The organism is Brevundimonas sp. M20 (assembly GCF_006547065.1).
GTDB lineage: Bacteria > Pseudomonadota > Alphaproteobacteria > Caulobacterales > Caulobacteraceae > Brevundimonas.
On record NZ_CP041243.1, the window covers coordinates 521,707 to 534,247 of the forward strand.

Annotated in this window: 14 protein-coding genes and 1 riboswitch; of the genes, 7 read left to right on the forward strand and 7 right to left on the reverse strand. The window is 70.0% G+C overall.

Going from position 1 to position 12,541, the window contains the following annotated elements:
- Window positions 1-50: 50 nt before the first annotated feature.
- Window positions 51-159: riboswitch (TPP riboswitch) on the reverse strand.
- A 36-nt stretch (window positions 160-195) separates the two neighbouring features.
- From FKQ52_RS02550 to FKQ52_RS02560, 3 genes are all read right to left on the reverse strand, one after another.
- Window positions 196-744, reverse strand: coding sequence for a phage tail protein (locus FKQ52_RS02550; protein WP_141625732.1), 549 nt, complete (start codon window positions 742-744; stop codon window positions 196-198).
- A 30-nt stretch (window positions 745-774) separates the two neighbouring features.
- A complete protein-coding gene (locus tag FKQ52_RS02555) occupies window positions 775-1,323 on the reverse strand; it encodes a phage tail protein (protein ID WP_141625733.1) in 549 nt (182 codons plus the stop codon).
- A gap of 227 nt (window positions 1,324-1,550) precedes the next feature.
- Window positions 1,551-2,162 carry a TetR/AcrR family transcriptional regulator gene (locus FKQ52_RS02560; protein WP_141625734.1) on the reverse strand — a complete coding sequence of 204 codons (612 nt, stop codon included), beginning with the start codon at window positions 2,160-2,162 and terminating at the stop codon, window positions 1,551-1,553.
- A 459-nt stretch (window positions 2,163-2,621) separates the two neighbouring features.
- On the opposite strand from FKQ52_RS02560, the gene FKQ52_RS02565 reads away from it, so the two are divergent.
- The 6 genes from FKQ52_RS02565 to FKQ52_RS02590 are packed head-to-tail and all read left to right on the forward strand — an operon-like array spanning window position 2,622 to window position 6,935.
- A complete protein-coding gene (locus FKQ52_RS02565) occupies window positions 2,622-3,026 on the forward strand; it encodes a BLUF domain-containing protein (RefSeq protein ID WP_141625735.1) in 405 nt (134 codons plus the stop codon).
- A 60-nt stretch (window positions 3,027-3,086) separates the two neighbouring features.
- Window positions 3,087-4,085 carry a D-cysteine desulfhydrase gene (locus tag FKQ52_RS02570; protein WP_141625736.1) on the forward strand — a complete coding sequence of 333 codons (999 nt, stop codon included), beginning with the start codon at window positions 3,087-3,089 and terminating at the stop codon, window positions 4,083-4,085.
- Window positions 4,082-4,444: an energy transducer TonB gene (locus tag FKQ52_RS02575; RefSeq protein ID WP_141625737.1), complete on the forward strand. Its 363-nt coding sequence runs from the start codon at window positions 4,082-4,084 to the stop codon at window positions 4,442-4,444. Before FKQ52_RS02570 ends, FKQ52_RS02575 begins: the two co-directional genes overlap by 4 nt.
- Before the next feature lie 10 nt (window positions 4,445-4,454).
- Window positions 4,455-5,117 (forward strand): aspartate/glutamate racemase family protein, encoded by a 663-nt coding sequence (locus tag FKQ52_RS02580; protein WP_141625738.1) that lies wholly within the window; start codon window positions 4,455-4,457, stop codon window positions 5,115-5,117.
- Between the two features lie 40 nt (window positions 5,118-5,157).
- Window positions 5,158-6,093 carry a nucleoside hydrolase gene (locus FKQ52_RS02585; RefSeq protein ID WP_141625739.1) on the forward strand — a complete coding sequence of 312 codons (936 nt, stop codon included), beginning with the start codon at window positions 5,158-5,160 and terminating at the stop codon, window positions 6,091-6,093.
- Window positions 6,090-6,935 (forward strand): ribokinase, encoded by an 846-nt coding sequence (locus FKQ52_RS02590; RefSeq protein ID WP_141625740.1) that lies wholly within the window; start codon window positions 6,090-6,092, stop codon window positions 6,933-6,935. Before FKQ52_RS02585 ends, FKQ52_RS02590 begins: the two co-directional genes overlap by 4 nt.
- On the opposite strand, the gene FKQ52_RS02595 is transcribed toward FKQ52_RS02590, so the two are convergent.
- From FKQ52_RS02595 to FKQ52_RS02605, 3 genes are all read right to left on the reverse strand, one after another.
- The gene (locus tag FKQ52_RS02595) at window positions 6,932-7,630 is read right to left on the reverse strand and encodes a Crp/Fnr family transcriptional regulator (RefSeq protein ID WP_141625741.1); all 699 of its coding nucleotides are present in this window, start codon (window positions 7,628-7,630) and stop codon (window positions 6,932-6,934) included. The genes FKQ52_RS02590 and FKQ52_RS02595 overlap by 4 nt on opposite strands.
- Window positions 7,631-7,707: 77 nt before the next feature.
- Complete coding sequence (locus FKQ52_RS02600) at window positions 7,708-8,400, reverse strand: Crp/Fnr family transcriptional regulator (protein WP_141625742.1); 693 nt, start codon at window positions 8,398-8,400, stop codon at window positions 7,708-7,710.
- Window positions 8,401-8,488: 88 nt separating this feature from the next.
- Window positions 8,489-8,719, reverse strand: coding sequence for a hypothetical protein (locus FKQ52_RS02605; protein WP_141625743.1), 231 nt, complete (start codon window positions 8,717-8,719; stop codon window positions 8,489-8,491).
- 135 nt (window positions 8,720-8,854) lie between these two features.
- Between FKQ52_RS02605 and FKQ52_RS02610 the strand changes: the two genes are divergently transcribed.
- Window positions 8,855-11,695: a pitrilysin family protein gene (locus FKQ52_RS02610; RefSeq protein WP_168196772.1), complete on the forward strand. Its 2,841-nt coding sequence runs from the start codon at window positions 8,855-8,857 to the stop codon at window positions 11,693-11,695.
- A gap of 147 nt (window positions 11,696-11,842) precedes the next feature.
- On the opposite strand, the gene FKQ52_RS02615 is transcribed toward FKQ52_RS02610, so the two are convergent.
- The gene (locus tag FKQ52_RS02615; RefSeq protein WP_141625745.1) at window positions 11,843-12,517 is read right to left on the reverse strand and encodes a bifunctional 4-hydroxy-2-oxoglutarate aldolase/2-dehydro-3-deoxy-phosphogluconate aldolase; all 675 of its coding nucleotides are present in this window, start codon (window positions 12,515-12,517) and stop codon (window positions 11,843-11,845) included.
- Window positions 12,518-12,541: the final 24 nt, after the last annotated feature.

Sequence of the window (12,541 nt, forward strand, 5' to 3'; positions counted from 1 at the left end):
CGTTTGAGGTCCGCCGACGTCGGGCGTGCGGGTCCTGTGGCGTGAGGCCGTGACCCGAAGCGTACTCATCCCTTCGCCGGCATGACCCGGATCAGGTTCGACGGGTCAGAGGGCTACCTCAATCTCAGCGGCTCGAATGCCGCCCCCCGGAGAACGGAAGCAGCCTTACGCCTCCGGGGGGATCGGTTCAACGGATCAGTTGCGGCTGGGGAAGATGCCGTAGACGGCGATGCAGTAGTTGTTGACGAGGAAGGGCTGGTCGATCCCGACGGGCTGGCTGCCCCCGGCGGGCGTCAGATCGTTCATGGCGTTCATCGTGCCGCCCGCGGGGGCGTAGATGTGAACCGTCACGGCGTCGCCCGCGGTGGGGTCGCTGCCGTTCGCGCCGCTGAGCCACTCGCCCGCGCCGGGGGCGGGCAGGGTGGCTGACTGGAAGCTGGCCATCATCATATGGGTGTGCATGGGCAGGTTCTGCGACGTCAGGGTGACCGTCTCGAAACCGCCGGTCTGGCCCATGCTGTAGCTGTGCCCGAAGTAGGTCGCCCCTTGGCCGAGAAGCGTGCGGCCGCGGGTGTCGGGGATGGCGAAGGTGGTGACGCCGTCGCCGCCGTAGGTGGTGCCGATGAGGGCGAAGAGCGCATCGTACTGGGCGATGGACAGGAGCCTGCCGTTGCAGATCATCCAGCCGCGTGGGGCGAAATCGAAGCCGAAAGGCTGGATCGAGCCGATGAAGACCTCACTCATGAGGGATTCTCCCTGAAAAGATGAATGAAGTCAGTTGCGCGACGGGAAGATGCCCGTGGTCGCGATGCAGTAGTTCACCACCAGGAAGGGCTGCATGATGTTGAACGGCTGCGATCCGCCCGCGATGCCGATCGCGTTGGGCGCCAGGGTCGTGCTGGCCGGGCCGGGGCCGTAGACATGGACATTGACGGCGTCGCCGCTGGTCGGATCCGAACCGTTGGCGGACGCCAGGACGACGGTGGAGCCGGGCTCGTTGGTGGTGGCGGCGTTGGTCGTACCCATCAGGCCGTGGGTGTGCTGGGGCATCTGGGTCTGGATCAGGGTGGTGGTCTCCACCCCGGCCATCTCGCCCATGGAATAGGTCGTGCCGGTAGTGCTGGGGCCCTGACCCAGGATGGTGCGGCCGTTCAGGTTGGGCAGGGCGAAGGTGTTCTGGCCATTGCCGCCGTAGGTCGTGCCCAACAGCGAGAACAGGGCGGTATTGCTGGCGATCGCCAGAATCTGGCCGCTGCAGAACATCCAGCCGCGCGGCGCCCACTGGAACGCGAACGGCTGGATCGTGCCGATGTAGATATCCATGAAAACCTCCCCGACGAGGGCTTTTGCCGCCCCCGACCTGTGCCCCGCGCCCCCAATGACGTCAGGTTGCTTGTTGGCCTATCAATGCACGAATTTCGGGAATGGCAATGGCTCAGGGTTGTGTCGTGGGGAGAATTCGCACGACTGTCGTATTGGCGGTGGGGTGGGGACGCCAGCGATGGAACGGCGACGGCGTCCGCTATCCGAGCGCAGGGGGCGCCGCTCGGTCAGTCCGGGAAGGCGACCAGCAGGCGGTCCAGCGCGGTTTCGATGCGGGTCCAGCCCGCGTCGTCCAGGGCCACGCCGCCGACGCCGGGGCGGGCGTCCGCCGACAGGGCCAGATGCTGGACGGCGGCCAGAAGCACGGCGTTGAGCGCGGCGGGATCGCCCTCGGGCGGGACGCGCAGGCGGGGACGACGCTCCCGCATCCACGCCTGAAGCAGGGCCGCGCGCTCGTCCTCGATGCGGGTCAGCAGGGGCGAGGTCTCGACCAGCGCCCAGGCCATCAGACGCAGGGTCAGGGGGCTGGAGCGCAGCGCGGCGACCCAGGCCGAGAGGCTGAGCCGGGCGAAGGCGCGCAGGGACTCGGTCTCGACGGCGGGCGTCCGGTTCAGGCTGTCGGCCAGACTGGCGTGGGCGCGGGCGGCGATGCGGCCGACGACGCCGTCGGCGCCCTCGAAATAGCGATAGACCAGTTTGCGATCACAGCCCGCCTCGGAGGCCAGGGTCTGGACGTTCAGGCCCGGAAAGCCGTCACGCAGCAGGATACGCTCGCCCGCCTCGACGATGGCGGCTTCGGTCGCGCTTCGGTCGCGCAGGCGGAGAGGCGATTCGGCCATGCCGCCACTCTCGGGCCGGGCGGGTGAGTCGGGCAAGGGGAATGGGGCGCCTTGGGGTGTGGGGTGTGGGGTGTGGGGCGTCACCCCTCCACCATGCTTCGCCTTGCGGCTCGCATGGTCCCCCTCCCCAGCTTCACTGGAGAGGTGATGGCGACAGTTCACCTCTCCACGCACCGGAGAGACGGAGAGGTAGGGGGATGCCGGACAAGGTGCGGCCCCGGTCTGCGTCGGGGGGCGTGGCAGGGACCGGGGCCGCTTTATGCGGACTTTGTCGAGCGCGCATCGCCGCAAGGTCCGATGCGATAACAGCGAATGACGAGTTCGGTTCCGGACACAGGCGCGGCTTTTGCGTCTTTTTGTCAGGCCCTGTGTCGGCTTCCGTACGGAGGCTTGATTTTTCAATGTCTTGTTGGAGCGGGCGGCGCGGGTTGCTATTGCAGAGGTCAAGCTGGAGCGCGCATGCCGAACCCACTGGACCGCCTGATCTATCGCAGCGTCTCGACGCGGCCGACCCATGTGCTGGCCAATCTGGCCGAGTTGCTGGGGGAGGCGCAGCGCAACAATGCGCGCGCGGGCCTGACCGGGGCGCTGGCCGTGCACGGCGATGAGTTCCTGCAGGTGATCGAGGGCGATCCCGGCATGCTGGATACGCTGTTGCGACGGCTGGAGCGGGACAAGCGGCATCGGGACATCGTGTTGCTGGAGCGTCGACGCATCGACGAGCGCCGGTTCGAGGGCTGGAGCATGGCCAGCGCACGGATCACGCCCGATCTGGCGCCCGAACTGGCCACCCTGATGAACGACCGGTCGCCGGCGCCCGAGAGGCTGGTGATGTTGATGCAGAAGGCGGTCGGGCGCGCCTGAACCCCTTGGGGACCGGCGCTGATCGGAGTACCGGAGGATGTCGCAAACGGAGCCCCGATCATGCACCTCGCCCGCTTTCCCCGTGTCCGACTGGCGCATCTGCCGACGCCGCTGGAGCCGCTGCCGCGACTGGGCGAGGCGCTGGGCGTCGAGCTGTGGATCAAGCGCGATGACTGCACCGGGCTGGCCGGGGGCGGCAACAAGACCCGCAAGCTGGAGTTCCTGCTGGGCGAGGCGTTCGAGCAGGACGCCGATACGCTGGTGACGCAGGGGGCGGTGCAGTCGAACCACGTGCGGCAGACCGCGGCGGCCGCCGCCGCGCACGGGCTGAAGTGCGAGATCATTCTGGAGGAGCGCACCGGCTCGACCGCGACCGACTATGTCGAGAACGGCAATGTGCTGCTGGACCGGCTGTTCGGGGCCGGCATCCGGCGCGTGCCGGGCGGGACGGACATGGTCGCCGAGCTTGAGAAGACCGCGGCGGATGTACGGGCGCGGGGCGGCAAGCCCTATGTGATCCCGGGCGGCGGCTCGAACGCCGTGGGCGCGCTGGGCTATGTCGACTGCGCGCGCGAGATCGTGGTCGGGGCCGATGAGCTGGACGTGCGCATCGACCGGATCGTGACGGCCACGGGCAGCGCCGGGACCCACGCGGGTCTGGTGGCCGGGCTGGCGGTGATGGGGGCGGACATTCCGGTGCTGGGCATCGGGGTGCGGGCGCCGAAGCCGAAGCAGGAGGAGAACGTCCTGAAGCTGGCCCGCGAGACGGCGGCCTTGCTGGGACGGCCCGATGCGGTGACGCCGGAGATGGTCGTGGCCGACTGCGACCATGTCGGGGGCGGTTATGGCATCGTCGATAGCGCGGTGATCGAGGCCCTGACGCTGGCGGCGCGGACGGACGGGATCGTGCTGGACCCGGTCTATACGGGCAAGGCGATGAAGGGACTGATCGCCCTGGCGAAGGCGGGCCGGTTCGAGGGGGAGACGGTGGTCTTCCTGCACACCGGCGGGGCGCAGGGGCTGTTCGGGTATGAGAGTGAGATCGGGGGATCGCTGTGAAGCGTGCGCTGGGCGGGATGATCGGGCTGGCGCTGGTTCTGGCGACGCCGGCGATGGTCCTCGGGCAGGAAACGGCCTCTCCGCCGCACCCGATCCAAACGCCTGCGCCGCCCAGCCAGCCGCCCTCGTTGTCGTCCGCCCTCGAGCCGGGCGAGGGGCGGGTGGTGCTGAACTGCGGGGTGCAGCAGGACGGCAGCGTCACGGACTGCCGGGTCGAGTCGGAGGAGCCGGCGGGGCAAGGGTTCGGACCCGCGGCGCTGCGGGTGGCGGCTCAGACCCGGCTGTCCGAAGAGCAGGCTCGCAGAGCCGGGATCGGGGCCCGGGTCCGCTGGACCACGCGCTTCCGGCTGGACGATTGAGGGGCGTGGGGTGACCCGAACCCTCGGCATTCTCGGCGGCATGGGCCCTGTCGCGACGACGGCCTTCATGGCGCGGGTGCAGGCGCTGACGCCGGCGACGCGGGATGAGGATCACATCCGCATGCTGGTGGACCTGAATCCGCATGTGCCGAACCGGCATACGCAGCCGGAGGCGGCAGGGGTGACGCTGGGCGAGATGGCCGCGCGGCTGCGGGACGCCGGGGCGCAGGTGCTGGCCATGCCGTGCAATACGGCCCACGCCCATGCCGACGCGATCCGGGCGGCGGGGCTTCCGTTCATCGACATGATCGGCGCGACGGTGGAGGTCGCGGCGGCGACCGGCGCGACGCGGATCGGGGTGCTGGCCACGCCGGGCGGGGAGGCGCTGTACGCCGGTGCGCTGGCGAAAGCGGGGCTTCAGATCGTGCGGCTGGAGGGCGCGGACCGGGAAGCCTTCATGACGGCGGTGTTCGCGGTGAAGGCGGGCGACGACGGTGAGGGGCCGCGCGGCGAGATGCGGCGGTTGGCGGCGGCGCTGGTCAGCGCGGGGGCCGGGGCGGTGATCGCGGGCTGTACGGAGGTGCCGCTGCTGCTGCGGGCGGGAGGGGTGAGCGCGCCGCTGGTGGACTCGGCGGAGGTGCTGGCGGCGGCCTGTGTGGAGGCGTGCGGCTGAAGGGCTTGCCCCCGCACGCGACCCGCTGCACATCCGTGCGGTGACCAAACTTTCGCTGATTATCGACTGCGACCCCGGCGTGGATGACGCCGTGGCGCTGATGCTGGCCTTCGGAGCTGATGCGTTCGAGCTGCTGGCCGTGACCACGGTGGGCGGCAATGTGCCGGTGGTGAAGACCGCGCGGAATGCGCGGATGCTGAGGCAGATCGCGGGCCGTCCGGACGTGCCGGTGTTCATGGGCGCGGAGCAGCCGCTGGCGCGGACCCTGGGCACGGCGACCGACTTTCACGGGCCGGAAGGGACAGGTGATCTGGCGCCGTTTGAGCCCGATCTTCCGTGCGCGGACGGTCATGCGGCGGACGCCATCGTCGAACTGGTGATGAGCCGCCCGGCGAAGTCGGTGGCGATGGCCGTGCTGGGGCCGATGACCAATCTGGCGCTGGCGATCCGCAAGGAACCGGCGCTGGCCGAACGGCTGGGGCCGGTGGCGGTCATGGGCGGCGCGCGCAGCGAGGGCGGCAACATCACCGCCTCGGCCGAGTTCAACATCTGGGCCGACCCGGAGGCGGCTGCCGAGGTGCTGGCGACCGGGGCGGAGGTGGTGCTGTTCGGGCTGGACGCGACCCATCAGGTGCGGGCGACCGAGGCGCAGATCGCGGCGGTGGAGGCCATTGGTACTCCGATGGCGGAGACGGCGGCGAGCATGCTGCGCTTCTCGCAGCGGGTGGAGCGGACGATCGTCGGCTGGGACGCCTCGCCCCTGCATGATCCCTGCCCGGTGGCCTGGCTGCTGAAGCCGGAGCTGTTCGAGCTGAAGGACTGTCTGGTGCGGGTGGAGACGCAGAGCGATCTGACGCGCGGCCATACGGCGGTGGAGTTCCGCGAAGCGGTGGCGGGCGAGCCGCTGAAGCATCGCTGGGCGGTGAGGGCCGACGCGGACGGGGTGTTCGCGCTGATCGGGGAGAAGGTCGCATGAGGATCACGGTCGTCGGGTCGATCAATCTGGATTTCGTGGCGACGGCGCCGAAGCTGCCGCGCGCGGGCGAGACGGTGACGGGGGGCGTGCTGGCCCGGCATCCGGGCGGCAAGGGCGCCAATCAGGCGCTGGCGGCGCAGCGGCTGGGGGCGGACGTCTGCCTGATCGGGCGCGTCGGGCGGGACTCCATGGCCGAGGAGGCGCTGGCCCTGTTGCTGGCGGACGACGTGGACATCGGCGGGGTGCTGGCGGATGCGGAGCAGCCGACCGGCGTGGCCCTGATCGCGGTGGACCCGGACGGCGAGAACCAGATCGTGGTCGCGGCGGGGGCCAACCACAGCGCCTTCCCCGAACAGCTTCCGGCCCGGATCGAGGGGCCGCTGATCCTGCAACTGGAGCTGCCGATCGAGACGGTCGAGGCGGCGGTGGGCCGGGCGACGGACTTCGTTTGCGTGAACCTGGCGCCGGCGCAGCCGGTGTCGGACCAGCTGCTGCGACGGGCCGATCTGATCGTGGTCAATGAGACCGAGGCGGCCTTCTATGGTGATCTGCTGCATCACGGCGGCGGACGGGTGGTGGTGACGCAGGGCGCGGCGGGGGCGACCCTGTTCCAGCGCGGAGTCGAACTGGCCCACGCCACGCCGCCCAAGGTGCGGGCGGTGGATGCGACGGGGGCGGGCGACTGCTTCGTCGGGGCGATCTGCGTGGCCCTGCTGGAAGGCCTGGAGCCGGAGGCGGCGCTGAGCTTCGCCTGCGCGGCGGGGGCCATCGCGGCGACCCGCCCGGGCGCCCAGCCGTCCATGCCGACCCGCGAGGAGGTCGAGGCGATCCTTGAAGGCTAGGCCGCTTCGCCCGTTTCGGCGTGGTGGACGGTGATCTTGCGGTAGCATTCGCAGGCGGAGGCCTCGAGCGCCGAGCGGCTGAGGACCTGAATTTTGCCGCGCGCATAGCGGACGGCGCCGTTGGCCTGGAGGGTCTGGGCGGCCTCGTTCACCGTCGTCCGCTGGGAGCCCAGCATGGCGGCCATGTATTCCTGCGTCAGCTGGATGGTGTCGCTGTCGGCGCGGTCGTGGCAGCGGAGCAGCCATTTCGCCAGACGGCGCTCGGCCTGATGCAGGGCGTGGCAGGCGGCGGTCTGTTCCAGCTCGCGCTGGATGCCGGCGTGATAGAGGGCCAGCATCCGGCGGATGGCCGGGCGCTCGTTGGCCAGGGCGCGAACGCGGCCCGCGTCGATGCGCATGGCCTCGCCCGTCAACTGGATGGTCTGACGCGAGCCGGAGCGCATGGGGATGGTGGTGGCTTCGATTCCGGCGACGCCCTCACGCCCGACCATGAAGGCCTCGACCGAGCGACCGTCGGCCATCTCGTTCACCGTCGAGATGATGCCGGACAGGGGGAAGTGGACGGCCTCGATCATCTGGCCTGGCGTGATCAGATCCTCGCCGAGCTGGAAGCGGATGCGGGTGGCGGAGGTCAGCAGGGCCGCCCGGTCCGGCGGCGGCAGACTGTCCAGCAGGAGATTGGCGGGTTCGGTCACAGGAGCGTCCTTTCGTCAGGAAAGAAGGCGGCGGCTGAACCCGACATAACCGCCAGAGGGGGCGCCGGTTCCGACGGTCAGAGCGTCAGGTGGAAGACGTCGGCGGCGCGGTAGCACTCACAGGCCGCCCGTTCGAGCGCGGCCCGATCCGTCACGGTGATGCGGCCGCGCGAATAGGTGATGGCGCCGAGCTTCAGCAGGTTCTGGGCGGCCTCGTTCATCGTGGTGCGCTGGGAGCCGAGCATGGAAGCCATATACTCCTGCGTCAGGTTGAAGGCGGCGCCGTCGACACGGTCGTGGCAACGCAGCAGCCATTTGGCCAGCCGCTGCTCGGCCCGGTGCAGGGCGTTGCAGGCGGCGGATTGTTCCAGCTCGGCCTGAAGCGCGGCCAGATAGACCGACAGGACTTCGCGAATGGCCGGACGTTCCGCGACCAGGGCGCGCAGGCGGGCGGCGTCAATGCGACGGGCGGCGCCGGCCATCTGGGCGACATTGCGGGTGAAGGCCGGCTGTGGAACGGCGGCGGCCAGACCGCCCGCCACGCCCTCGAAACCGACCATGACGGTTTCGACCGTTCGACCGTCGTGCAGAACCGCCACGGCGGAGACGATCCCCTGATCGATGAAATAGACGTGGTCGATCGGGTCGCCCGGCTCGTGGAAAATCTGGCCGGGCGGAAACTCGACCGGAACAGTGTGCGCGAGCAGCGCCGCGCGGTCCGCCGGTCCGAGCGCTGCGATGAGTCGGTTGCCCGCCTGAATCCCGTTCATGTCCGGCGGATAGGATGATCCGACGCCCTGCGTCTGTCGGAAGTCGACTTAAGCGTGACTTTGGAGGCAAGCGCGCGCGGACAAGGGCTCAGCGCAGTCCGTGAAGGCCGGAACGGGCGTTCAGGAAAGCCTCGTCAGGGCGTTCCATGCGCGTGATCAGCCGGGTGTCGGCGAAGACTTCGACGGCGGTCACGGCGGGCGTGTCACGCAGGACGGAGAGGGCGGTCTGAACCGCGGCGCCGTCGTCGGCGGATTCGACCTCGCGGACCGACGGATCGGAGCCCCTGTCGGCGTGGAAGAGCAGTCGGTACAGCGCCATTCCCCTGCCTTAGGGCTTTGCGGGGGGAGGGGTCTGCCCGGCAGCCGACTTTCATTACGAAGTTGCAATCCGATGATCGCCGGGCCGCTGTTAGGGTCGCGACCGATCTGTTCAGTTCAGTCCTTGGGGGACCTCATGATGATCCGCACCGCCGCCCTGCTGGGCGCTTCGCTGCTGGCGCTGACCGCGCCGGCCTTCCCGGTTCTGGCGCAGGAGGCCGCGACCATCAGCGTGCCGCCTTTGCAGTACACGCACCGGACGCTGGCCAACGGACTGAACGTCTATTCCATGCCCGACGCGAGCGCCGGCACGGTGACGGTGCAGGTCTGGTACGACGTGGGCGGCAAGGACGATCCGGAGGGCCGCAGCGGCTTCGCCCACCTGTTTGAACACATCCTGAGCCGCAAGACGGTGAACCTTCCCTACGGCCAGATCTCGACCATCGTCGAGAACGCGGGCGGGACGCGCAACGCCTCCACCGGTCAGGACATGACCAACTACTACGAGACGGTGCCGCCCCAGTATCTGGAGACGATGCTGTGGACCCACGCCGAGCGGATGGCCCGGCCGGTGGTGGACGAGGCGGTGTTCAACGCCGAGCGCGACATCGTGAAGGAAGAGCTGCGCCAGCGGGTCTATGCGCCGCCTTACGGTCGTCTGGGCACCTTCGTGATCGGGGACAATGAGTTCGACCAGTCGATCTATCGCCGCAGCGTGATCGGCTCGATCGAGCAGCTGAATTCGGCGACCATCGAGGACGCCCGCGCCTTCCACGAGGCCTATTACCGCCCGTCGACCGCGACCCTGATCGTGTCGGGCAATTTCGATCAGGCGCAGCTGGACGCCTGGGTCGATCAGTATTTCGCGGGCATCCGGAATCCGGATCGTCCGGTGCCGGTGTTCGAACGTCCGGTCTCGCCGCCGCGCACCGAGCCGCGTCTGGTCGAGGCCTATGCGCCGAACGTGCCCCTGCCGGCCATCGCGGCCATCTATCCGGGCGTGGCGGCGAGCCATCCGGATGCGGCGGCGCTGGACGTGCTGGCCGGGATCATGTCGCGGGGCGAAAGCTCGCGCCTGTATCAGTCGCTGGTCTACGGCAGCCAGCTGGTCACGGGCGCCGGGCTGAGCTCGGGGTCGATGGAGGAGGCCGGGACGGTCACCGTCAATGCGACGGTGGCTCAGGGCAAGTCTATCGCTGACGTCGAGGCGGCGCTGGACGTCGAGCTGGACCGCATCCGCAATGAGCCGGTGACCGCCGCCGAACTGGCCGAGGCCAAGATGGAGATCGTGGCCTCGGAACTGCGTCAGCGCGAGACCGCGTCGGGCCGGGCCTTCATCCTGGGCCGGGCCCTGGTGGCGGAGAATGATCCGCGCGCGCCGGATAACCGGCTGGCGGCGATCCAGGCGGTGACGGCGGCGGACGTGCAGCGCGTGGCGCGGACCTATCTGAACGAACGGGCGCGGGTCTCGGTCCGCTATCAGGACGAGAGCCAGCGTCCGGCGGGCGTCAGCGAGGACAGCTGGAAGAACCCCGCGCCGATGCCGACCTTCGTCAGCGTGCCGCCCGCGATCCTGCCGCCCAACGAACTGCTGCCGGAAGGCCAGCGGATGGCGCCGCCGGAGCCGGGCGCGCCCCGGGCGATGGCGGCCCCCGTGATCGCCGAGCGCACCCTGTCGAACGGCCTGCGGGTGATCGCGGCCAGGTCGACCGATCTGCCGATCATCAACGCCCAGCTGGTCATCGCGGGCGGGGCTGCGGCGGACCCGGCGGATCGCGCCGGTCTGGCCTCGATGACGGCGGGGCTGGCGAGCGACGGGGCCGGCGGCCGCTCGGCCCCTGAGATCGCCCGCACGCTGGAGGCGCTGGGCGCCAATATCGGCGGCGGAGCGAGCGCGGACGCGACCACGGTCTTCATGTCGTCGCCTGTGGCCTCGGCCGATCAGGTGGGGGCGGTGCTGGCCGACGTGGTCCAGCGCCCCGACTTCGCCGAGGCCGAGGTGGCGCGCAACCGGACGCGGGCGGTGAACGGCCTGCGGGTCAATCTGCGCCAGCCGGGGCCGCTGGCCGGTCTGGTGCTGAACCGTCTGGCCTTCGGCGACGCCCCCTATGGCGCGCCGAACTCGGGCACGCCGACCAGCATCGGCGCCATCACGCGCGATGATCTGGTGGCCTTCCATGACCGCTGGTGGCGGCCGGACAACGCCGCCCTGATCATCACCGGAGGCATGGAGCCGGAGGAGGCCTTCGCCTTCGCCGAGCGGACGCTGGGCGGATGGGAACGGCCCGCGGGCGCCGCGCCGACGGTGACGAACCGGTCGGGCGCGGTCCTGCCGCCGCGCGTGGTGGTGGTGGACCTGCCGGGCGCCGGTCAGGCCGCGGTGGCGGCGGCGGTGCGCGCGCCGGGTCGTTCGGACGAGGCCTACTATCCGCTGGCGGTGGTCAACAGCATCATCGGCGGCGGTCAGAACGGCCACCTGTTCCAGGAGGTGCGGGCCAAGCGCGGCCTGAGCTACGGCGCCAACTCCTCGCTACAGGCGCGGGTGGACGGCGGCCTGCTGACCGCAACGACCCAGACCAAGAACGAGAGCGCCGCCGAGGTGGTGGGTCTGGTGCTGGCCGAGTTCGACCGGCTGCGCACGGAGCCGGTGACGGCGCAGGCGGTGACTGACCGCGAAGCCTTCGTGACCGGGAACTTCTCGCGCAGCGTGGAGACGACGGGCGGGCTGGGCGGGGTGCTGGCGGACGCCGTCACCTATGGTCTGCCGCTGAGCGAGGTGCAGACCTATGCGGGCCGCATCAACGCCAACACGCCCGAAACCGTGCGGGCGACGGCGCAGGCCGTCAGCTCGGAACAGGCCTATGTGGTCGTGGTCGGTCAGGCCGCGATGTTCATCGACGCCCTGCGCGCGGCGCACCCCGATCTGGTGGTGATTCCGGCGGCGGAGCTGAATCTGGACAGCGCGACGCTGCGCTGAAGGGGGGCGACCCCTCCGTCTCTCCGGCTTCGCCGTCGAGCCACCTCCCCACTGCGTGGAGAGGTGAACGCGAACTCTCACCTCTCCACCGAAGGTGGGGAGGGGGACCGTGCGAGCCGTAGGCGAAGCATGGTGGAGGGGTTGCGGCTACTTCGACGCGCGGAAGGCCGCGATGGCGTCGACGGTCTTGCGGACCTGGGCCTCGATGCTCGCCCAGTCGCCGGCTTTCACGGCGGCGTCGGTGATGAGTTTGGAGCCCATGCCGGCGGCGACGATGCCCGAGCCGAACCATTTGGCGATGCTGGCGTCATCCGGATCGACGCCGCCGGTCGGCATGATCTTGGTCCAGGGCATGGGGCCGAGCACCGCCTTGACGAAGTCCGGGCCGCCGACGCTGGCGCCCGGGAACAGCTTGACGATCTCGCAGCCCAGCTCGTGCGCCTGACCGATCTCGGTGACCGAGCCGCAGCCGGGGAAGTAGGCGGTCATGCGGCGGTTGCAGACCTTGGCCACGTCTTCCACCAGACAGGGGCTGACGATGAAGCGGGCGCCGCGGTTCAGGAACATCGCGGCGGTCGGGGCGTCGATGACCGAGCCGATGCCGAGAATGATGTCCGGGTCGGTCTTCTGAAGCTCGCGCGCCAGTTCGCCGAACAGGTCGACGGCGAAATCGCCCCGGTTGGTGAACTCGATGGCCCTGGCCCCGCCGCGCGCACAGGCGCGGATCACGTTCAGGCAGACCTCCGGGTCCGCATGATAGAAGACGGGGGCGACGCCCTGCGCCTCGAGGGCGTTGAGAACGGTCAGGCGGTCGTGGCGCATTTCAATCTCCGCTCCGGCTGTCAC